This window comes from Bacteroidales bacterium (assembly GCA_013141385.1).
Taxonomy (GTDB): domain Bacteria; phylum Bacteroidota; class Bacteroidia; order Bacteroidales; family Tenuifilaceae; genus UBA8529.
Map to the genome: position 1 here is coordinate 99,066 of JABFRB010000022.1, position 23,922 is coordinate 122,987.

Annotated in this window: 19 protein-coding genes; 5 read left to right on the forward strand and 14 right to left on the reverse strand. The window is 36.1% G+C overall.

All coding sequences use genetic code 11. The features are described from left to right. Positions 1-52: 52 nt before the first annotated feature. The 4 genes from HOO91_14020 to HOO91_14035 all read left to right on the forward strand — a co-directional run bounded on the left by HOO91_14020 (position 53) and on the right by HOO91_14035 (position 5,802). Positions 53-1,252 (forward strand): isocitrate/isopropylmalate dehydrogenase family protein, encoded by a 1,200-nt coding sequence (locus tag HOO91_14020; protein NOU18669.1) that lies wholly within the window; start codon positions 53-55, stop codon positions 1,250-1,252. A gap of 79 nt (positions 1,253-1,331) precedes the next feature. Beyond that, entirely contained in the window at positions 1,332-1,904 is a 573-nt protein-coding gene (locus HOO91_14025) for a phosphohydrolase (protein NOU18670.1), read from the forward strand. A gap of 198 nt (positions 1,905-2,102) precedes the next feature. After that, positions 2,103-3,908, forward strand: a complete 1,806-nt coding sequence (locus HOO91_14030; GenBank protein ID NOU18671.1) for a 3-isopropylmalate dehydratase large subunit — start codon at positions 2,103-2,105, stop codon at positions 3,906-3,908. Positions 3,909-4,026: 118 nt separating this feature from the next. Then, the gene (locus HOO91_14035; protein ID NOU18672.1) at positions 4,027-5,802 is read left to right on the forward strand and encodes a 3-isopropylmalate dehydratase large subunit; all 1,776 of its coding nucleotides are present in this window, start codon (positions 4,027-4,029) and stop codon (positions 5,800-5,802) included. An 83-nt stretch (positions 5,803-5,885) separates the two neighbouring features. Here the strand turns inward: HOO91_14035 and HOO91_14040 are convergent, their stop codons facing one another. The 12 genes from HOO91_14040 to HOO91_14095 form a co-directional block, all read right to left on the reverse strand. After that, positions 5,886-7,442: a citrate lyase subunit alpha gene (locus tag HOO91_14040; protein NOU18673.1), complete on the reverse strand. Its 1,557-nt coding sequence runs from the start codon at positions 7,440-7,442 to the stop codon at positions 5,886-5,888. Further along, positions 7,432-8,652: an HpcH/HpaI aldolase/citrate lyase family protein gene (locus HOO91_14045; GenBank protein NOU18674.1), complete on the reverse strand. Its 1,221-nt coding sequence runs from the start codon at positions 8,650-8,652 to the stop codon at positions 7,432-7,434. Before HOO91_14045 ends, HOO91_14040 begins: the two co-directional genes overlap by 11 nt. Positions 8,653-9,076: 424 nt before the next feature. Then, on the reverse strand, positions 9,077-10,939 hold the full coding sequence (locus HOO91_14050; GenBank protein ID NOU18675.1) for a M6 family metalloprotease domain-containing protein: 1,863 nt from the start codon (positions 10,937-10,939) through the stop codon (positions 9,077-9,079). Positions 10,940-11,141: 202 nt separating this feature from the next. Next, positions 11,142-12,323, reverse strand: coding sequence for an acyl-CoA dehydrogenase (locus tag HOO91_14055; protein ID NOU18676.1), 1,182 nt, complete (start codon positions 12,321-12,323; stop codon positions 11,142-11,144). A 23-nt stretch (positions 12,324-12,346) separates the two neighbouring features. Continuing rightward, a complete protein-coding gene (locus tag HOO91_14060; protein ID NOU18677.1) occupies positions 12,347-13,489 on the reverse strand; it encodes an acyl-CoA dehydrogenase in 1,143 nt (380 codons plus the stop codon). A 61-nt stretch (positions 13,490-13,550) separates the two neighbouring features. Next, entirely contained in the window at positions 13,551-14,786 is a 1,236-nt protein-coding gene (locus tag HOO91_14065) for a 3-ketoacyl-CoA thiolase (protein ID NOU18678.1), read from the reverse strand. Positions 14,787-14,816: 30 nt separating this feature from the next. Continuing rightward, positions 14,817-16,154, reverse strand: coding sequence for a 3-hydroxyacyl-CoA dehydrogenase family protein (locus HOO91_14070; protein NOU18679.1), 1,338 nt, complete (start codon positions 16,152-16,154; stop codon positions 14,817-14,819). A gap of 27 nt (positions 16,155-16,181) precedes the next feature. After that, positions 16,182-16,952, reverse strand: coding sequence for a crotonase (locus HOO91_14075; GenBank protein NOU18680.1), 771 nt, complete (start codon positions 16,950-16,952; stop codon positions 16,182-16,184). A gap of 293 nt (positions 16,953-17,245) precedes the next feature. Further along, positions 17,246-17,707: a hypothetical protein gene (locus tag HOO91_14080; GenBank protein NOU18681.1), complete on the reverse strand. Its 462-nt coding sequence runs from the start codon at positions 17,705-17,707 to the stop codon at positions 17,246-17,248. 182 nt (positions 17,708-17,889) lie between these two features. Next, the gene (locus HOO91_14085; protein NOU18682.1) at positions 17,890-18,759 is read right to left on the reverse strand and encodes a DUF4249 domain-containing protein; all 870 of its coding nucleotides are present in this window, start codon (positions 18,757-18,759) and stop codon (positions 17,890-17,892) included. A 25-nt stretch (positions 18,760-18,784) separates the two neighbouring features. After that, entirely contained in the window at positions 18,785-21,136 is a 2,352-nt protein-coding gene (locus HOO91_14090; protein ID NOU18683.1) for a TonB-dependent receptor, read from the reverse strand. An 87-nt stretch (positions 21,137-21,223) separates the two neighbouring features. Beyond that, entirely contained in the window at positions 21,224-21,583 is a 360-nt protein-coding gene (locus HOO91_14095; protein NOU18684.1) for a hypothetical protein, read from the reverse strand. 246 nt (positions 21,584-21,829) lie between these two features. Between HOO91_14095 and HOO91_14100 the strand changes: the two genes are divergently transcribed. Beyond that, positions 21,830-22,192 carry a nuclear transport factor 2 family protein gene (locus HOO91_14100; GenBank protein NOU18685.1) on the forward strand — a complete coding sequence of 121 codons (363 nt, stop codon included), beginning with the start codon at positions 21,830-21,832 and terminating at the stop codon, positions 22,190-22,192. Between the two features lie 61 nt (positions 22,193-22,253). On the opposite strand, the gene HOO91_14105 is transcribed toward HOO91_14100, so the two are convergent. Continuing rightward, positions 22,254-22,931: an amidotransferase gene (locus HOO91_14105; protein NOU18686.1), complete on the reverse strand. Its 678-nt coding sequence runs from the start codon at positions 22,929-22,931 to the stop codon at positions 22,254-22,256. Between the two features lie 5 nt (positions 22,932-22,936). Continuing rightward, positions 22,937-23,818, reverse strand: coding sequence for a radical SAM protein (locus tag HOO91_14110; GenBank protein NOU18687.1), 882 nt, complete (start codon positions 23,816-23,818; stop codon positions 22,937-22,939). Positions 23,819-23,922: the final 104 nt, after the last annotated feature.

Below are 23,922 nucleotides of genomic sequence, written 5' to 3' on the forward strand. Positions count from 1 at the left end.
AACAAACAAATGAAAAGAAATTAAAAAACAATAAACTCTAAAATCAAAATTTATGGCAAAAAGAACAATCGTAGCCATGCCCGGTGATGGCATTGGAAAAGTTGTATTAGATGAAACAATTCGTGTACTTGATGCAGCCGGTTTCGATGCTGAATATGTTAATGGTGATATCGGATGGGAATTTTGGTGTAAAGAAGGCAATCCCCTTCCTGATCGTACTATTAAATTACTTGAGCAACACAAAATTGGTCTTTTTGGTGCAATTACTTCAAAACCAAAGGATAAAACCTTAGCTGAATTAGATCCTAAATTAAAAGATAAAGGATTCATATACTATAGTCCAATCGTGACCATGCGTCAAAAATTCGGTTTGGATATTTGTATGAGACCATGTATTACCCTACCCGGTAATCCATTGAATTTCGTTCGTCGCAACGCTAAAGGTGGAGTAGATGAGCCTGTTGTTGATTGTATGGTTTTTCGTCAAAATACCGAAGGTTTATACGGTGGTGTTGAATGGACAAATCCTAACGATCAGGTTTATGATACATTCATGACACATCCAAGATTCAAAGAGAATTTTGCTTGGTGTCCAAGACCAGAATTAGCTATCTCAACAAGAATTGTAACAAAGAAATATTCCACAAGAATAATTAAAGCCGCTTTTGAATACGCTAAAAAACGTGGTTTTGATAAGATTACAGTTTGCGAGAAACCAAATGTTATTCGCGAAACATCTGGAATGATCCTAAAAATTGCTCAGGATATGAGTAAAAATGAGTATCCTAACATTTGGGTTGAAGATGTTAATATTGATGCAATGATGATGTGGTTGACCAAAAACCCAGAAAACTATCATGTAATTGTTTCTGAAAACATGTTCGGTGATATCGTTTCCGATGCATTTGCTGGTTTAATTGGCGGACTAGGTTTTGCAACTTCTGCCCAGTTTAACCCAGAAACTGGAGTTTGTGTTTTTGAACCAACTCACGGATCAGCTCCAAAATACGCTGAATTAAATCCAAGTATTGTAAATCCAATTGCAATGGTTCTTTCAGCAGTTATGATGCTTGAGCATATTGGTGAAGATAAAATTGCTAACCGCATTAAAGATGCCGTTTTACAAGTAGTAGCAGAGGGTAAAGTAAAATGCTACGATATGATGAAAATGAGCGGTAAGCAAGAAGTTATAAATAACGGAGCTGCTTCAACAACACAAATGGCTGACGCAATTATAGCAAAACTTAAATAAATTAATTTCTTAATGGCCTTATCTTTCTTCCCTTGAAATTTAAGGCCATTTTTATAACCATTAATTAAGAAAAACTATGATGAAGATAGAAATTGAATCAAAGTTCATTGAACAAGCCAAGCAATTATGGCCTGAACTTGAATGGATTAAAAATAGTGAGTTGAAAGAACAAACAACTCGTACATGGGCATTAGCTCTTCAAAAAAGTGTTTTAACTCCTGACGATTTAAACACTATTCCATTTACCCTTCTTTGTGGTCCAGATTTGAAGGTTACCTTCATGGGGCATAAACGTGCAGTGGTTCATATTGCAAAAGATTGCGGTGATCAGATGAATAAATTCTTCAAAACTGATCTTCCTGTTAATATGGACGTACTCATTGCAGGTGCTATTCTTGCTGATGTTGGAAAACTTCTTGAGTACGAGATGAAAGATGGTAAATCAATTCAAGGTAGTTACGGTAAATATCTAAGACACCCATTTTCAGGCGTTTCTTTAGCCGAAATGTGCGATGTTCCACCAGCAGTTTGCCATATTATTGCTACTCACGCTGGTGAAGGCGATATGGTAAAGCGCACTACTGAGGCTTTTGTTGTTCATCATGCCGATTTTATGACCTTTGAGCCATTTAAGGATAGGTTGAAACTATAATCTTTGAATTGAATAACGAATGATGATTAACGATTTAAAATTTTTGAAGTTCTCAAGAAACAAACCTATTTACAAAGATCTTAAATCAAAATTCGTTAATCCTTGTTCTTAAATCAAAAAGTAGAGAAGACTCTTTGATAGATTTGAAAACAAATCTTGATTAGTCAAACTGAAAACGATAGATAAAATTCATCATCCATGAACCTAATAGAGAAAATTATTGCCAATCATAGCAACAAGAAAATTGTTTGCGCCGACGAAATCGTCGATATTCTAATTGATACCCGTGCAGCTCGTGACTTTGGCGGAGCAAACGTGGTTAAAAATCTTGTAAGCAACGGTTTAACTGTTAATGATCCTGCACGTACCTTTTTTACTTTCGATTGTAATCCCACAGGATCAGATCAGAAGTATGCTGCAAACCAGCAGTACTGCCGAATGTATGCAAGGGAGAATAATATCAAAGTATTTGATATTGATGCAGGAATTGGAACCCACCTTGCCATTGATGGCGGTCTTGCTTGGCCCGGTAGTACTTTTGTTAGTACCGATTCTCACGCCAATATTATGGGTGCAATTGGTTCCTTCGGACAGGGAATGGGTGATCAGGATATTGCTGCTGCTTGGGCAAAAGGTTCGCTTTGGTTTAAGGTACCGCAATCAGTGAAACTGGTTTTTAAAGGAAAACGTCCAGCAAATATCTCAGCAAAGGACATCACACTAAATCTTCTGAAGATTTTTGGCGCAAATAAACTCCTCGGTTTATCTGTTGAGTTTTATGGCGAAGCCATTGATGCGCTAACTCTTGATGAACGTATCACCATTGCCTCAATGGCAACTGAAATGGGTGCTATTATCTTCCTATTTCCAGCCAGCAAAGCAATTCACGAATACTGCGAAAAGAAAGTTGGAAAAAAACTAGAGATTCTTAAAGCAGATGATGACGCTAAATACGAGGATATCAAAGAGATCGACATAAGTAGTTTTGTGCCTATGCTTGCTCGTCCCGGGAAACCTCACGATAATTCTAGCGTTGCAAATGAAAAGGGTAAAAAAATTGATTCTGCCTTTATTGGTAGCTGTACCAATGGTCGTATGGAAGATTTGAGGGAAGCTGCCAAGATCTTAAAGGGCAGAAAAGTTGCACCTGGTGTAGTTCTTAAAATCGTTCCTTCCACCGATCCTATTTGGAAACAGGCTATGGACGAAGGTTTAATCCAAATCTTCAAAGATGCTGGTGCAATGGTTTCTAATGCAGGTTGTGCAGGTTGCGCAGCAGGCCAAGTTGGTCAGAATGGACCTAAAGAGGTAACTATCAGCACAGGTAACCGTAACTTCGAAGGAAAACAAGGAAGCGGTTTTGTTTACCTAGCATCTCCAAGTATTGTGGCTGCATCTGCCGTTGCAGGTTTTATTACCACACCTGATGAGATCCCTGCAAAACCTACCGAATTTGTAAAACCAGAGGTTACAGGATTTAAACTTGGAGTTAAGAAAGAAGCACAAAAAGATAAACCACTCGTTGTTGAAGGTCGTGTTTGGGTAATTCTTAAGGATGATATCGATACCGATATGATTTTCCACAACCGCTACCTTACCATCACCGATATTAAAGAGATGGGACAATACGCTTTCGATAACCTAAAGGGTTATGAGGATTTTGCTAAAAAGGCACAGCCAAACGATATCGTAATTACTTCCAAGAATTTTGGTGCTGGTAGTTCACGTCAGCAAGCGGTTGATTGCTTTGCTTCATTGGGTATATCTTGCATAATTGCTGAATCTTATGGTGCGATTTACGAAAGAAATGCAATTAATGCAGCTTTTCCAATTCTCACCTACAAACCCGGCTTAATTGAGTCTATTGATATTAAGGATGGTGATAAGATTCGGGTTGATATGGCAAACGGTAAGGTAACTAATTTAAAGAATAGCAAGACTTCTGATATCAATAAGTTTACCGATGTTCAGATTGAGATATATCGTAATGGGGGATTGTTGTAGAGAAGACGCTAAGGTGCAAAGACGCAAAGTTATTAATCTGTGATTATCTGTTAAGTCAGTGTCATCTACGTTCTATAGTTTTAAAATAGTATTTCAAAATCTTTAATAGATAAGATATATGGGAAAAACATTTGCAGAAAAAATATTTGGTGCTCCAACTGGAGCTATTGTATTTGCCAAACCACATATCGTGCTAACCCACGATAATACTGCTAGTATCCGCAAAACTTGGGAGAAAATGGGTGGGAAAAAGTTATTTGATCCTAACCAACTATTGGTTACGCTTGACCACAATGCACCTCCTACGGATGATAAACTAGCCAACGACTATAGTTCTATTCGAACATTTGCTCGTGAGCAAGGAATAGAAAAGTTTCATGATGCTGGCGATGGTATTTGCCACCAAATCATGTCGTACTACGCAAAACCAGGAATGATTATAGTTGGTAGCGATAGTCATACTAGTACTGCTGGAGCTTTCAACGCAATGGCAGCTGGTATCGACCGTACAGAATCAGCTGGATTATGGAAAAAGGGTGAAACATGGTTTCGTGTACCCGAATCAATGAAGATTACCCTTACAGGCAAACTCAATAAAGGCGTTTATGCCAAGGATTTAAGCCTTTGGATTATTGGAAAGATTGGCACAGATGGTGCTAACTACATGTCGATTGAGTATCATGGTGAAGGTGTAAAAACCTTATCTATCTCAGAAAGAATGACAATTACCAACCTAGCATCGGAAATGGGCGCAAAGAATGCCGTTTTCCCTGCTGATGAGGTTCTTGCAAAGCATTTAGGTACTGATAAGATGAATGGTGTTTGGGCTGATGCTGATGCACACTACGATAAGGTTATGGAAATTAACCTAAGCGAGATATTCCCAGTAGTTGCTGCACCTCATAGCCCAGAAAATGTAAAGGCAATCTCTGAGGTTCAAGGCACAAAACTAAATCAAGCTGTAATTGGAACCTGCACCAACGGTAGGTTAGATGATATCCGTATTGCTGCTGAAATTCTTGATGGTAAAAAGATTGCAAAGGATTTTCAACTCCTTGTAATCCCTGCATCTAAGGAAATTTACATGCAAGCTATTGAGGAAGGATATATCACCAAATTGATGAAGGCTGGAGCAACCATCCTAGCATCATCTTGTGGTCCTTGTTTAGGTACAGGCCAGGGTATTCCTGCTGATGGTTTCACCGTTATCTCAACAGCTAACAGAAACTTTAAAGGCAGAATGGGCAATAAGAATGCTTCAATCTACTTAGCAAGTCCTGCAGCAGTTGCCTATTCAGCCATATATGGTGAAATTACCGATCCCCGTGGAATCAAAGGCAACGATAAGTTTGTGACAAGTGTTCAAGTTGGAACAACTGTTTCAATTCCTAAAGGTGAGAATCGCAAAGCTGATGTAGTTTGGAATTATTCAGATGCTGATAACCTGAATACCGACCAGATGTTTGCTGGAAATCTTACCTACAGCGTACTAAGTTCTGATCCTCCAGCAATTATGCCTCACCTTTTTAAAGGTTTCGATGAGCAGTTTGCAGAAAATGTTAAGGCTAATGATATTATAGTTGCAGGAGATAATTTTGGTTGTGGCAGTTCACGTGAACATCCAGCAGTTGGTTTAGCTCATGCTGGAGTAAAAGCTGTTATATGCAAATCGGTTAACCGTATATTCTACCGTTCATCCGTAAACCAAGGATTACCTATTCTAGTAGTACCAGAGGCTGTGAACAATTACAAACAAGGAGATAAGGTAGATGTAAATTTTGCCAATGGTGAAATTAAGATAAATGATAAAGTTTTCAAGTTTGCACCATTGCCAGATCAACTATTAGCAGTATTTGAAGCAAAAGGATTGATCAACTATCTAAAAAATGCATAAATATTTTTAAACACTGATAGGGTTTAAAACCCTATCAGTGTTGTACTATAAAAAAAGCGGGTCAAAAGCCCGCTTTTTATTGCTTATTTTTTTACTTTCCAAACAGTATCAATTATAGTTCCGTCAACCCATTTAATTACTGCCACAGGTTCATCGGTATATTCAATTTTTTCAGGTTTACCACAAATAGCTTCGGCTTCATCCTTTAGCTGTTCAATAGTTTTGATTGGAAGTTTCGAATCCTTTAGTTTCTCTAAAAGATCTTTACGTAAAGGATTTATTGCAATACCCCTTTCGGTAACTATAACATCAATTAGCTCACCGGGACCACAAATAGTTGTAACCTCATCACGAATAACAGGGATACGGTCGCGGAACAATGGAATAGGAAGAATTGTGCATTTTGAGAAAATGCAGTTTTGCCATCCACCAATACCATGTAGCAACATTCCATCAGAATGGGTCACCACGTTAGCGTTATAGTTCACATCTACCTCTGTTGCGCCAAGAATTACAACATCAACCATTGAGGCAAAATTACCTTTACCATGGTAGTTATAGCTTGTAAAAGGGCTTGTATTCAAATGGCCTGGATTCTCACGCATTGAGCGAACACCATCGAGATCAAAAGTTTGTCCATCGAGGATATACTCTAATAATCCATCCTCAAGCATTTTAACGAGGTATTTATTGCTACCACCACGAGCCCAACGAGATTTCATTCCTCGTGTCTTTAGCATTTCGGCAAAGTAGATCCCAATTGAAAGGGCTGTACCCCCTGCTCCAGCTTGAAAAGAGAAACCATCGCGAATAATTCCAGCCTCATCGCAGAATTGAGCTGTCATTTCAGCAAGAAGTAAGCGGTCGGGGCTTTTAGTAACCTCAGTTGTTCCAGAAACGATCTTCTCCGAAATACCAATTTTATCGAGTACTACAACGTAATCAACATAGTTTCCATGTATTTGCCATGGTATACAAGGGAACGGTACAAGATTATCGGTAGCTACAATCACCTTATTAGCGTATTGTGAATCTGCCAAAGCAAAACCCAAAAGACCACAAGCAGCAGGACCACGATCACCAGTGGCATTGCCAAAGAAATCCGCAGTTGGTGCAGCAATTACTGCAATATCAATAACAACATCACCATCCTGAACCGCTTGGTATCGGCCTCCATGGGAGCGTAAAATCCCAGTACCTTTCATCTTCCCTTCGGAAGTAAATTTACCAAGAGCACCATTCATGCTACCCTCAATGTGATGGATAGTTCCATCCTCCAAATATTTAGTGAGCGGACTATGACATTCAAACGAAGCAGAAGGAGTCCAAACTAGATCCTTTATGCCCATTTCATGGGCAATATCAAAGATTTGGATAGCTAACAAATCTCCATTCCTAAAATGGTGATGGGTTGATATTGTCATTCCATGGCATAAACCGGCTTTAATAAGTGCATCCTTTAATGAAGGTACTATTTTATTTCCATCGGCTGGGTAGTCAGCGCATGAAACGATAGGAGGAGCAAATTTACGACCAGTAGGTTTATACTTTCCAACTCCCATATAAGGAACCTGAGGTTTACCGTTTACTTCGGTTGGTACTAGACGCCCAACAGCATTTTTCACAAGCTTAGTTGACATTTTCTTCTGCCCTCCAATTTATATTTAACTTACCCGTTTTAATGGCCATATCGATGGTGTGTTGTGCACGTTTCACAACAGGTGGATCTATCATTTTAGTTCCTAATGATACAACACCCAATCCTCTTTCGGTAGCCTCCATGAAGGCATTAACAATCTTTTTGGCTTTATCGATCTCTTCAGCTTCGGGTGCAAAGCTATCATGAATAACCTTGATTTGTCGTGGGTGAATACATCCCATACCATCGAAACCAAGACTCTTTGATCTTTTTACATTCTCCTTTAGTCCATCCATATCAGCAACATCGCTGAATACAGAGTCGATTGCTTGAATACCAGCAGCACGGCATGCATTTACAATCTGTGTGCGGGCAAAGAATGATTCATTGCCTTCTAATGTACGTCTTACACCTAAATCAGCTGTATAATCCTCAAGTCCAATGGCCAACGAAACAACGTTTGGAGCAGCAGAGGCAATTTCGAATGATCTGAGTACTCCCAAAGCACTTTCAATAATAGGCATTAACCATATATTGCCCTGAATATTATGCCTTTTCTTGATCACCTCAATACGTTCATTTACCTGTCTTATCTGATCAGCACTCTCGCACTTTGGAACTAATAAAAGGTTCACGTTTTGAGGTACAATAAAATCTAAATCTTCCAATCCTCTTGGAACTTGGTTAATACGAACCATTCTCTCGGCTCCATAGAAATCGATGTTACGAAGAGCATTTCGTACCAAGAAACTTGCCTCATACTTCTTGTCAGGTGCAACAGCATCCTCCAAGTCGAGGATAATCCCATCGGGAGTATGAATCCCTGCATTTATCATTAAAGATGGGGTATTTCCAGGCAGGTAAAGCCTTGAAATACGATTCTTATCGCGAGCAGTTTGATATTTATTATTATCCAAGAAAGGGAGAAGGTATTCCTTCTCAGAACCTGTAATTTTTCTAATCGCTGCTTCCAAGCGTGCGGCATGAACAAAAGGCAAAGCACCACTGTCTTCAACAAGAAGATTAACGTTTTTTAAATCGTAGAAAGCAAGGATATCAAGAGATAATTTTTCGATCTGCTTTCCATAAATGGCTTTTACCTTACTGTCAATCTGTAGCTGAATGCCACCGCTCTCTGTAATTTCAAGTGTAACAGAGCAGTCTGAGCGAACACCTTTGCCCTTATTGCCAATAGTAATTGTTTTGCTCATTCTATTTTGAGTTTATTGTTTGATGAATGATAAAGTAAAACGTGAACAAAAATAAGTAAAAATTAATGAATAAGGATTTGCTGATTACAGAATCATATAGTTAGAAGGTACAGAAATTATAAGTTCTACAACATAATGTTCCTTTATCTTCTAGGAAAATGATAATAACGATTTTGGATTAGGATAGTTTGTTTTATAGCAATAGTTCGGTAAATTTTTAACAAATATTTTTAAGTTACTGATTTGGTGCAATTTGGTGCTTTTGAGTTTTGGTGGCTAAAAAATATTAAAAGTCACTAAATCACAAAGTCACAAAAATCCACCAAAAAGATTACCGAACCATTGTTATAGATAATTCATCTCCTTTTTCAACAAAAAAGCCATCATTCAATTGAATGATGGCTTTTCTTTATAGGTACTATCTTTACTTCTTAACTAATCGTTTTGTTAATTTAATTCCATTGGTTTTAAGCTGGTAGAAGTAAATTCCTGCTGGTATTTCTTTCGGATTCCATTGGATTGAATGATTACCAACTTGCAGATATTCATTAACAATCACATCTACTTCTTTTCCAAGATTATTGAACACAGTAAGTTTCACAAAACTTGGTTTAACCAGATAAAAATCTATTGTAGTTGATTGATCAAAGGGGTTTGGGTAGTTTTGGGAGAGATTACTTACAACTTCTCCATTATTCAACTCTATTCCTGTTGTTAATGAAAGGTTAAACGTTACTGTTTTGGTTATTGAATTCTCAACAATATTTGATATTGCTTTGTATGTATTTGCACCAGCCCACGATCTTGAGTAAGGAGTTGAATAATCATCAAAGGAAGTTTTAAAATAAGATCCTGGGAAAGGGCAACCATCAGTACTAGTTGAGCCATACTCTAAAGGTGGATTTCCAGTAGAACTTGCACAAACTGGGTACATTCCTTGATGACTTGAAGTGTTAATATCACCACTACCAGCATTTGATTCAATATAGTCACCATCAACATGGTAAATAATCATTCCATGACCAGGTAGATAGCTATCGAATTTATGCCTCTGCCTATTCTCAATCAAGAAGTACTCATTTGGTGTAGAAGTATTAATACGATAAAAACTATTCGAGTAAAGCTCAGCATTGTTTAAAGTTACTGCTCCAGCAGTGGTTAATGTAGTTGCTGTTGTCCATCCATAATCTACTATTTTAGTGTAGGGGTTATGATGAGCTGGTGTTACCCCATTATTATTCCACGAACCATTGGACATAAGATCCCAATCGCCCGTTCCATCATACTCTCCCCCACTATTTGCATAATCTGTATCATAATAATCCGAAGCACCCAATACATGACCAAACTCATGACATATAACACCTATTCGAGCTATTCCAAAACCGCTGTTCCCCCTTCGTTCAGCTGAACAGGAGTAGTTGCGAATGCTTACACCATCTAAAGTTAATGGTGATATGCTCCAAGCATGTGCCCAAACAGCATCTGGGCTTACACCTGAAACTTCTTCCCCGTATCCTGCATAAATTACATATACTCCATCAACGACCCCATTACCATCATTATCAAAATCGGAATATTTAACATCAGTATTTGCAAGAGTTACGGCTTCAGTAATTAACGCTTGTGGTTTAAGATCATTCCCACTTGCATCATTAGCACCATAATATGCCATGTTATGGGCTACCTTATAGGGTCCAGCAACAGTTACACTTAAGCTAAGGTTTCCCCATGAATTTTCTTTGTAGTAATCATATACACTACCTGTTGCACCATCAGCATTATATCCAACTTGATTAAAAAGGTTATTAAAATCAGTTTTGGTTTTTTTAAATAGGGTATCGGTAAATTCCACCAAAACACAAACCAGTTTTAGTGTTCCTGTTGTTGGAAAAGATTTCTGGTAACCCTTTTGGTTCATCTTCGAAATGCTTTTCATTATACCAACCTGACTTCTTGAGTAAACAATACCTTTTTTGATTGTATTTAAAAATTTGATATCGGAATTGCCCCTTTCCTTCTGATTTTTAGCGTGTATACCTGATGGTATCATATCGTTATTAGAATCGAGCATTGCATATTCATAAACACCTTTGCTATTGCGTAGAATTGAATATCCATCAACTGTTTGAGCCCATTTTACATGTTCATCACCTTTTAGGATTATGATAATTTTTGTTTCATCTGGTTGTGTAATTTCAACTGGGTAAGGGTAAGCTTTAACGGCTAGTAGTATTTGGCTATTAATAATTAGCGCAATTAGGAGGAAGAAAATTCGTTTAATCATCGGTAAAGTATTGTTAATAAGACATTTTTACAAATCAAAATCTTTGGAAAGATATTTAAAGATATATGAATTTTTAAAGATAACATAATAACATCTTCCATAATGCCTTTTACTCAAAGCAAATCTATATTTTCTCTGTGCATTGATAAGTGTATAAAAGGGTGTTTATTTTCATCCCCTAATAATATCGCAAAATGCGATACTACTTAAAAGCTGGTATACCTGTTATTTCGTTACCTGTAATTAGTAAATGAATATCGTGAGTTCCTTCGTATGTAATCACCGATTCAAGGTTCATCATGTGGCGCATCATGGGGAAATCGTTGGTAATGCCCATTGCACCGAGAATTTGACGTGTTTCACGAGCAATATTCAATGCCATAGCAACATTATTCCTTTTAGCCATTGATATTTGTGCAGCTGTGGCTCTTCCTTCATTCCGAAGTACGCCAAGTCTCCATGTTAAAAGTTGAGCTTTTGTAATCTCGGTTAATGCTTCAGCCAGTTTTTTCTGCTGTAGCTGAAATGATGCTATTGGTTTATTAAACTGCTTCCTCTCTAATGCATAACGTAGGGCTGCATCGTAGCAATCCATTGCTGCACCGATAACTCCCCACGCAATTCCGTAACGAGCTGAATCCAAACAGCCAAGAGGTCCTTTTAACCCTTCAATATTAGGAAGAATATTCTCTTTGGGGACTTTGACATCATCAAAAACAAGTTCCCCTGTTACTGAGGCTCTTAGCGACCATTTTCCATGAGTTTCGGGTGCAGTAAATCCTTTCCATCCCTTTTCAACAATCAGCCCTCTAATTCTATCCTTTTCATCTTTAGCCCAAACAATAGCGATATCTGCAATTGTAGAGTTTGTGATCCACATTTTAGCTCCATTAAGAAGGTAATAATCACCCTTATCTTTTATTCTTGTTTTCATGCTTCCAGGATCGGAGCCATGATCGGGTTCTGTTAAACCAAAGCAGCCAATAATCTCACCAGCAGCCAATCGTGGAAGGTATTTCTTTTTTTGCTCTTCGCTTCCATATTTGAATATTGGAAACATTACTAAAGAGGTTTGAACTGATGCCATAGAACGAATACCTGAATCGCCACGCTCAAGTTCTTGCATTATCAAACCATAAGATATATAATCTAATCCTGAACCTCCATACTCAACTGGAATGAAAGGGCCAAATGCGCCCAACTCACCCATCTCCTTAACAAGGTGTAAAGGGAATTTTGATTTATCGCAATACTCTTCTATTATTGGTTTTACCGACCGATTTACCCAATCTCTAGCAGAGTTTCGAACAAGTTTATGCTCATCGGTATAGAGATCATCAACCAAATAGTGATCAGGTGCTGTATATTGCACTGTTGCTGGCATATTTGCTGTTTTGGATTAGCTGATTATTCTTTTGATATTGCTCTTGATATAATTAGTTTTTGTATCTCTGATGTACCTTCATAAATCTGAGTTAATTTAGCTTCACGCATTAGCCGTTCAACGTGATACTCCTTAACATAGCCATACCCACCATGAATTTGAACTGCTTCGGTAGTTACTTTCATTGCCACATCAGTTGCAATGAGTTTTGCTATTGCACTTGCCGTTCCGTAAGGTTGATGGTTATCTTTTAACCATGCCGCTTTATGAACGAGCAATCGAGCAGATTCAATCTGAGCAACCATATCTGCAAGCTTAAATGCAACTGCTTGATGGTGTATTATTTCTGTTCCAAATGTTTTTCGCTCTTTTGCATATTTTAAGGCCAATTCATAAGCACCAGTGGCTATTCCTAATGCCTGAGCGGAGATACCTATCCTACCTCCTTCTAAAAGTTTCATGGCAAACTTAAAACCAAAACCATCCTCTCCTATCCTATTCTCTTTTGGTACAATAACATCGGTGAACATTACTGAGTGAGTGTCGGAACTACGCATTCCCATTTTATCCTCGTGTGGGCCAAGTGTAATCCCCGCTGAATTACGGTCAACAATAAAAGCATTAATCCCTTTATTACACTTATCAGGCCAAGTTTGAGCTATTACTAAATAAAGACCTCCAGTATTAGCACTTGTAATCCAATTCTTTATGCCATTGATAACATAATGATCCCCTTTATCGATTGCGGATGTTTTTTGGAAAGAAGCATCAGAGCCTGCTTCGGGTTCACTTAGCAGAAAAGCACCTATCTTCTCACCGCTAGCCAATAAGGGCAGATATTTCTCTTTCTGTTCCTTGGTACCAAAAGTTTCGATACCATATCCAGTTAGTGAATTATGAACAGCCATAATAACGGCAACCGAAGAATCAACCTTTGATATCTCCTCAAGAGCTAAAGTATACGAAACATTGTCAAGACCAACACCACCGTATTCAGGGCTAATAAGCATACCAAAAAAACCCAACTGGGCGATATTTTTAATATGCTGTACGGGGTAAACTGCATTTGTATCGCGTTCAATAACATCTTTAAACAACTCTCGCTGCGCATAATCACGAGCGGTCTTCTTTATCATCAATTGCTCTTCGCTATAATTAAAGTTCATAATAATTTTATTTTAATATTATAGAAACTATACTAATTGATAATCATAAATATATATGAAACTAAATATTTTTTTTGTAGACAATTGCAACAACTGTTTTATCATCACCTCCCATATTAATTGTCATTCCATATGGCTTTTCTTTTGGAATTTCGATTTGTGCTGCACCTGCCTTACCTGTGAGTTGCTCCCAAATGGTAACAGCCTGATGAACACCTGTGCCACCAGTTGGATGACCCCAACCAATTAACCCGCCAGTTGTGTTAATAGGAATTTTACCATTACGTGAAGTATTTCCGTTAATTACAAATTCTGGACCCTCTCCATATTTAGCCAACCCAAGTGCTTCAACGCTTAAAATACCAGCAACTGTAAAACAGTCATGAACCTCAATAGTTGCCAAATCGTTTATGGTAATTTTGGCTGATTCTAACGCTCTCTTTGCAGCAATTTCGATAGCTATAAGTTTGGTAAGATCTTTCGGTTTTTCAGTAATATTATCAACAATCTGAGCCCATCCAACTATTTCAACTGCGTCCGATTTTGAGATACCTGCTCTTTTAAGTCCCTCTTCTGAGCATATTGCAATTGCCGAAGCACCATCAGAAACCTTTGAACAATCAAACACATTTAGAAAATCGGTAAAACCTTTTGGGTTAGGCTCTGTGAGAGCAAGAGCAATAAGATCCTCAACTTTATTTTCGTACTCTTGTGCTGTTGGACATAGCCTTGCATTCTCAATTGCATTTTTAAACCATACGGCAAAAGCTTGGCGCGTTTTATCCCTACCAAACTTGTCATAATAGGCTCCAGCACGGTTGCTGAATTGTCCTGGGAAAAAATAGGCATGTCCCTCTTTACGTTCAGCAAACCATCCTGCACCCGCTAAAATATCGGCACCATAGATTGCCTTAACTGTATTCTGAACCTCAACTCCCATGGCTAGTACAACATCTGCTGATTCTGAAAGGACTGATCTAATGCCAGAAATTAACGCTAATCCTCCCGAAGCACAAGCCCCTTCGACTCTAAGCGAAGGTTTATAGCGTAATCCATCATCAATAATTGGCATAAATGCACCAAGATGAGCTTGTTTAACAAAACGACAGGCCATAAAATTACCAATTACGCCCTCATCTACATTTTTTGCACCTCCGAGCGATTTAACAGTAGCCTTTCCAGCCTCTTTAATATAGTGCTCAATACTAGGTCGAGGTTTTTTGGGATTAAACTCTTTACGTCCAGTTCCAAGTGAGATGGTATTATAACCAGCAGTCATATATATTTTTCGCTTCATAGCAATCTATTTTTCAAATTATAAAGTCTATTAGTCAAGAAAACTATTTATTGGCCCATAAGCATGGAAAAATCCAGTTAGCATAACTGTATTAACATTTTCATCATTATCAGCAATACCTTCTTTAACCAGATTTAATCCAATATTTTTTGAGTTGATATGATACTCCATAGCCAACTTTGAACCAAACGTATTTAAAGATGATAGTTCTTTGAAATAATTCTTGAGAAACTCATCCCTTTGCTTGTTAGCAATAACATCCTTCCATGGTTTATGAGAAGTTGGAAGTTTTCCAAGTTTTATATCTATTGAAGATCTAAAAGCTTCAATATGATCGTAATCCTTTTTCTTTGAATCATAAATGGCTGCGGGTTTTCCTTTTTCATATAAAAAAATGCCTGATTTTTGGGAACCATCTGAGTTCTGTCCACCTTTTATACCTAGTGATATTAGCTTGTCGATTAAAAAACTATGAAGGTTTTCATCTTTTAAACGCGATTTCATAACTTGAAGAATTTTCTGGCAAACATCAACACCTACATAGTCCATCAGCTGAAAAATACCCATAGGTCGAATAAGGAAATCTTGGCTTACTCTATTAACAGTATAAACTGCTTCTACAAGCGACATTTCCATTGCTAATTCTTCAACCTTTTTAATGCCAAAAAGCAAATCACGCATAAAATGTCCATTACCTATAAATCCGGCAAAATCATTGGATGGAACTAACTTTTTATTCAGATTTTTAGCATAGATTTTTGAGAATTCTATTAGCTCTTTATTGGTATTCTTGGTTGTAATCAATTCAACAAGTTTTTGAACTGCAGGAGGATTATAAAAATGGAAACCTAAAATATTTCCTTTTAATCCCGACCTAGAGTCCAACTCAGCAATTGGTACTGAGGATGTATTTGTTAGGAACCAAGGGTTCTTTTTATTATTTTCTAAAATTTGAGAGAAAATTTTAACCTTAATATCAGAATCCTCTACTATGGCCTCAAAAATTAAACTTGATTCATATGTTGACTCAATACGAGTACTAAAAAGTACAAGTTTCATTACATCATCAACATACTGATCGATAACCTCAGAGTTCTCAATTAATTCCGAATTATCCTTATAAACTTGACGCAGTTGAATAACCTTTTTTTCAGCAATTTTTTTCACCTGCGTTCTTAAATAACCATAAAGTCCAGATAAAGCAACAGGAGAAACATCAATGGCATTTAGAATAAAGTTTTTAGCCTTATTCTCTGGCTTTAATTGTAAATCGGCCATTTCAACCGCTGTTAATAAAAGGATACCTGATCCCATTTTACCAGCGGCTCCCAATACCGATACGTTTTGAAGTTTTTCTTCGTAGTTCATTATGATAAACTTTTACATTTTTATTAACTAATTCCAATTTGGTTTTCTTTTTTCGAGAAATGCCTTCATTCCTTCAGAACCATCGTTTTCAAACATTTTAGAGAACGATTCTGCTTCTAATTCAAATCCTTTGTCAATTTCGACATTATAGCCCTTACGAATTACTTTTTTTGCCGTTTTTATAGCAACTGGACTCTGTGCTGCTATTTTAGTAGCAATATTTTTTGCTTCAAGGAGCAATACTTCAGCTTCAACAACTTTTTGAACAAGTCCAATACGCAGGGCTTCAGATGAATCAATTATTTGGCCTGTAAGTACAAGATAGAGAGCATCTCCAAGACCTACCAATCTGGAAAGTCGCTGAGTACCTCCGTATCCAGGAATCAGACCTAAACTTACCTCGGGCATACCGAACTTTGCCTTTGAACTTGCAATCCTGAAATCACAAGCCATTGCTAATTCGCAACCGCCTCCTAGTGCAAATCCATTTACGGCGGCAATAACTGGAATCTCAAGGTTTACAAGTTTACCAAATGTTTCTTGTCCTGTCTTTGAGAAACCTAACCCTTCACGCACTTTCATTTTTTGCATCTCACTAATATCAGCTCCTGCGACAAATGACTTGCCCTCCCCTGTAATTATGAGAACCTTTAAAGTCTTGGAGGATTGAATTGAGTTTAGAAAATCATTAAACTCTTTAAAAAACAAGCTATTTAAAGCGTTAAGGGCTTCGGGTCTTGAAATTGTTAAAATACCAATTCCCGATTCGTGCTGGTAGTTCAAAATCGAATAATTCATATCTGGCATTGATTAATAGATTTAATAAAAAATCCCTATATCCATTAAAACATGGTATATATAAACTTTAAAATGCAACAATTAGATTGAGCAAGAACTAATATTTTAATTGATAAAAGTAAAAAAATATTCAACTTAAGCCTAGAGAAAATGATCACACTTAACTTTTAAAACTATAATATTTATTTTGGATTCTCGCTTGAGAGTTTAGTCTAATGTATATCTCTCTGGTAGTTAATCAAACAAACTAGCATAAATATATGTTCATTATCATACCTGATTTGGTATATTAATTAAGTAACAGCAGCGGCAGCATTTTTTTGGGAGTAGTAATTTGAGATGAATAGCCCCGATATAATTAATAACTCATCAGATATATACGAAACAATTTCACCTTTAAAACATGAACCTTTATAGTTAATAAAGTAAAGCTCTTTATTCAAACTCCATTTGGTATGCCAAAAATTTGTATACTGCCAATTATACTCTGTACCATCAACCAACTTAATGATAGCTTTTGATTTCCAACTATTATAAATGATTGTACCAACAATTGAGCTAATTTTACAATCAATTATTGATGTTTCCTGTTTAAAGAGTCCCTTGGTAATAAACTCGTATTCCTTCCCGTTAATACTCCCCTTAGCATTATTTGACCAAGCACCAATTTTAAGGAAACCAATCTCCAAACTATTTGAATAAAACGTATATGTTCTACTGAAAATGCCTCTTTTCCATGAAATTAACTTTTCCATCTATGTTATTAAAATCTACTAAGGCTAATTCAAATTATTAGATAAAGATAATAGAATTATTAGTTGGATAGTTCATATCCAGTTTTGAATTTCAAAACAACCATTAAATGAATATATTATGTAAAAGAGGATATCTCAAAAACTCGAGATATCCTCTTTCTATATATACTGTTTCTGATTAACTAATATACCCTAGAACACCTAGCAATTGAATAGGCTGCAAAGAATCCAACTGCTTTATCATTAGGTTCAATATTGGTTGAAATGTTGGCAGAAGGTCCACTAAAAATAGGCATCTTTGGATTGTATTCCTGAATATAATCCGTTATAAAATTAAAGTACTCTTCAGTTATTCCATCCATTTCAAGGGTAATTTTATCGCCTTTTTGAATCTTCTCATCGAGTTTCTTCTTTTGCAACATATATACTGGAAATCCATCATAATATCCGCCATTGAATCCCGTGTTATCACCCATATTAGCATATTCAGAGGTACTATCAGTGAGCAGAACATTATTTTTATAGGCTTTCATTAAATAAAAATTTCTACCACCACCAATTTCATGAGCATAAAGATTTATGGTCCAACCACTATAATCAGGGTTACGATCATCGTATGTTATTTTAATAGAATCGATAGGATTTTCTTTCTTAAGGTATGATTGAGCCGAATATTCTTCAAAAACGCCATCCCCGTCAATATCTACATGCGATATATGTAATGTGTAAGTTTTGCCAGGAATTCCATAAACACTCGGATCTGTTTCATATACCCCTTTATTGACTGAATTTTCAAGTAGCACAAATTCATTACTACCATCTAAAATAGATACAAGGGCATTCGAAATAACCTGAACGGGCTGCTGGTATAATGCATCGCCTGATTTAGTTAATCTAACCTTATGCTTGATAGTATCGGTTGTAATAGCTCCATCGACTACAAGCCTTGCATTAGTTTTACCCAAATCAATTGGGATATTTTCAGTGCATGAGCCTAATGCTATTATACATATTATGGTATAAATTATCGGGTAATTACTATGTAGTTTCATGTGCTTAAAATTAATTACGTTTTTTTTAAAAATTAAAATTGTAGGTAATGCCTGGAAAGAACACAAATGGAAGGTACATCCTTTGAGCATTTAATATTTTGGGATTATTCTTGTCTTGAACAAAGTTAATAATCCAATCATTATGTCTACCATAAGCATTATAAATTGAAAAAACCCATTCACCTTGCCAAAATCTATTAGGTCTTTCCACACCTTTCAAAGTAACTGACAAATCGAGTCTATGATAATCACTCATCCTATAACCATTTCGGCTTGAATAGATTTTATTAACTGTATTGCCATATTCAAATGTACCTACTGGAGCAGTCATAGGTGTGCCTGTTGCATAAATCCAGTTTGCTGATACCATAAGTCGTTTAGTGAACTCGTAATTTAAAATTATATTAATATTATTGGGTTTATCATATGGTGCTGGGTATGCTTTACCATCATTTATTTCCGGTATTTTGCGCTTTACCTTTGAAAGGGTATAACTGACCCAACCTGTAAGCTTACCTACGTTCTTTTTAACAGAAAATTCTATTCCGTATGCATTGGCTTTGCCAGTTCTTATTTCGCCCTCCATTCTTGGATTCATTAGCAGTAAAGCATGATCTTTAAAATCAATAACATTATTCATATTTTTATAATAAACTTCAGCAGAAGTTTCAATGTTATTATCGAAAAAGTTTCTGAAATATCCTATTGCATACTGATCCGCTTTCTGTGGTTTGATATTTGGAGACGATGGAAACCAGACATCAAGGGGCATACCACCGTTTGAATTCGATGCCAACTGCATAAATTGAGTTGTGTGAGAATAACTAGCTTTTACAGACGATTTGTCATTAACAGTATAAACAATTCCTAAACGGGGATCAAAAGCATAATAGGTATGGAATATTTTCCCACTTGGATAATCGATAGTATCAATAACTTTATAGTTCTGATCAAATTTGTAACTAGTTGTTTTTCCGACATTCTGAAACATAGAATACCTTATCCCATATTTTAAAGTAATATTATCCCCTATTTTTTGTTGATTCGAGATATATGCTACATGTTCGAGTTCGTAATTTTTAGGGTAGGGAATAGTTATAGTACTGCCATTGTTTTCCATCCAAGCATTGCAAGGGTTAATATCGTGATAAGTTGATGATACCCCAAATTTTATTTCGTTTTCAGGTGTTAGAAAGTAGTTGAAGTCTAATTTTAATGTATAATCCAGCAAACTTGATTCCCAAATATATTTAGAACTACTCTGATTCATTTTTAAAGAATAATCATATTTTGAGATAATGGCAGTAGTGTTGGAAAATAGTTGAGGAGAAAACAGGTGATTCCATCTTAAGGTAAAGGTTTTGTTCCCAAACCCAATATCTGCAAGTTCTTTTTGTCCAAATTTATCCCTTCCCAAATAAGCCGATAAATATAAACGGTTATTATTATTTATTTGATGGTTAATTTTAAGGTTCAAATCATAAAAATACATAACAGCTTTCTTTGCGCTTGTATCGGTAAGCAAGGGAAAAAATATATCGGCATATGTTCTTCGTCCTGAAATAAGAAAAGATGTTTTTTCACTTCCAATAGGCCCTTCGAGGGTAAGTCGACTCGAGATAAGTCCTATTCCCCCTGTTGCTGAAAATTTTTTGTTGTTGCCTTCTTTCATGCGAACATCTAGTACCGACGAAAGTCTACCCCCGTAATTTGCTGGAATATCGCCCTTATACAGTTTCACATCACGAATGGCATCGTTATTGAAAACCGAGAAAAATCCCATGAGGTGTGAAGCATTATAAACAGTTGCTTCATCCAGTAGGATGAGATTCTGATCTATTCCACCACCTCTTACACTAAATCCTGAGGAGCCCTCTGAGGTTGTTTGAACACCAGGCAACATCTGAATCGCCTTAATCACATCTACTTCACCCATTAAAGCAGGTATTCTTCGAATACTCTTCATTTCGAGTTTAGAAACACTCATCTCAGGTTTTACAATATTTGAATTGAGTTTCTCACCTCGAACAACAACTTCTTGAAGAACCTTTGACTCAAGGCTCAATTCAATATTAATAACTTGATTTGAAGTTAATTTAACTACTTGTTCTTTTGAATTGTATCCAATAAAGGAATATACTAATGTATATGTGCCAGGGGTAAGGCTTATTGAATAAAATCCGTAAACATTGGTAGCTGTACCCTTTCCCTCTTCTTTTACTAAAACAGCTGAGCCAATCAGTACTTCTCCATTTGAAGCATCTTTTACATACCCGCTAATAGTATATTTAGCAATTGGCGAATCACTCGCATGTAGTTTTTCAGATAAAGAGAATAAAATTAATGCTGTAAATAACAGTGTTTGTAATACTTTCATTTTATAATTTTAAAAAAGGTTTAAATTATATTCATTATAACATTTACATGTCGAAAAGTTTCCTATTAAACTATGACTTATGAGATTCTATGACTGGGTGTATACAATATCTATTCCATTACATTCCCTAATTGTAAAAGTTGTGTTTTTATTTTTTAATTTATCGATGGGTTTAATCAATTTTACCCTTTGTGATAGATTATTATATTCGGATTCAAAATTACTCAAAAAAATGGTGATTTTTTGAGTTTGGTAAATTCTAATACTTTTCTGTTTTTCAATATCTAATTGCTTAATCCAAATCAAGTTATTTTGTTTTTTTAGTAAAATGTCCATTCCCTGATGGTTATACTTCCAAGTAATAATTCTGAACCCTAGATATTCTTTATAGTAAGAAGATGTAAGTTTTGAGGATTCAACCCAAATTATCGGGATTTTTTTATCCATAACATGTAAAAAAGATAGTGGGCAAAGCAATTTGTACAACCATCTACATATAGACATCTGAACTAACATAATTTTCTTTATTTAATAGCAAATGTATACCTAGAATGTAATGTTGAAAATAAAGAATCGATAAGTAAGGAAAAAAAGGAGGTGAATACAGAAAATTGGAGGTCGAGCTGTTAAACATTTGCTATCAATAATTGTTTTTATTCCATTCAATCAAGTCAAATTTAAAATCAAAAAAATATGAACTTTTATCAAAAGGCCAAAGACATTTACGATATGCTAGGTCAAGAGAAAATGCTCGAAGCGTTTGAAAAATACTACCATAAGGATGTTGTAATGGTTGAAGCAACTGGTGAAGCCAGAAGCGGGAAAGACACTAATAGGGAGTTTGAAATAAGTTTCTTGGATTCAATCAAGGAGATGCATGGTTCTGGAGTAAATTCCATAACATCTAATGAAACCGATGGGGTAACAATGGTTGAATCGTGGATGGATATTACATTTAAAGATGGCTCTAGGATGAAGATGGAGGAGGTTGCCGTTCAACGTTGGAAGGGCGATCTGATTATCCATGAACGTTTTTACTATAATGCTGGTAAATGATTGTTGGCATTATTTTATTAAAAACGCACCAAAACTGGTGTGTTTTTAGTTTAATGAAACTCTATTGATTCAAAAAATTATTTATCCATTCGGCTAAAACCAAACTTTGTGTTGATGCCTTTAAACTTTCAATACCAACTTTTACTAACTCTTTCCCTATTCTATTTGTTCTATCCATCATCAATGATTTTACATATTCTGCCGAAAATTCAGGATGTCCCTGAATACCAAGCATTTTATCTCCAATTTGAATGATCCCAACTGGACATATGGGTGATTGGGCCAATATCACGCTGTTTTCAGGCAAAACCTTAATCTGATCCTGACACGACATCAGTAAATTCAGATTAGGAAGAAAAGGTGTCATCCAATTCTCTCTTTTCAAAATTTCAAATTGGTGAACTCCAACACACCAACCCTTTTCTGATTTCTGTACCTTTCCTCCCATCGCTTCACCAAGCATTTGGTGACCAAAGCAAACACCAATACAGTATTTATCTGCAATTGAAATATCTCGTACAAAACTTTTCAGTTGAATAATCCAATCGATATCATCATAAACTGAAAACTTGGAACCAGTAATTATCCAAGCATCACAATAGGAAAGTGATTTTGGGAATTCTCTATCACAAACATTAAAAATCTCAAATTGATTTTGAGGTAATATGGTTTTAAAAAGTTCTGGATATCCGGGAAATTCTTCCTGAATATGATCGCAAACAAGAAGTCCAATATTCATTGTAGTTAAAGCATTAAAGGTGATGTAGGATAAACATCTCTTGGAGTTATCTTTATTGCATTATCAATTTGATGGATTAAATTCTCCATATCCCTTGATAGAGTTCCACTTAGTATTAGGTTATTTGATACATGATTGCTCCTGTATATTGCATTATTCAACTCGGTTAGAGATATGAAAGTTTTAAGTTCCTCAAACAATTCTACAACTGAAAGGGGAATATACTCACCATTAAACCGATTCTGAAAATGATTTAATCCGTAGGGTAAGCTTAAGGTAAGTGTCGAAAGGTATTTTGGGTTAATCATATTGATAACCTTCGCAGAATTAACAGCATGTTGGTTAGAATATTTTTTTCCTCCTAACCCATTTATAATCATTATAGATGTATCAATACCCGCATTATGAGCTTTGAGTATACCTTCTATTGTTGAACTTGATGTCTCGCCTTTATTTATAAGCGTTAGAAGCTCATCATCGCCAGTTTCAATACCAATATAGAGTAATTTTAATCCCAAGCCTTTTAGTTCCTTTAACTCATCATCCGTTTTACTTAAAATATCTTTGGGTAAAGCGTACGATGAGATACGTTGTATTTTTCCAAATTGTCTATTTATCTCAGCTAATATTGGCATTAGAATATTAGCCGAAAGCACAAATGCATTACCATCGGCAAGGAAAATCTTTTTAACACCCGAATAAATTTTTGAAAGTTCCTCAATCTCAGGTTTTAGTTCATCGAGCCTACGAATCTTAAATTTCTTGGAAGTATACATCTCGCAGAATGCACAACGATTCCAAGAACATCCTAATGTTGCTTGTATTATTGCAGAATTAGCCTCGGCAGGTGGGCGAAAAACTGGTTCATTATAGGAAAAGTATGCCATTGAAATGAATAAAAGTTTGATATTAAAAGTCAATAATTCGGTAAATTTTTAACCGATATTTTTAAGTTACTGATTTGGTGTAATTTGGTGCTTTTGAGTTTTGG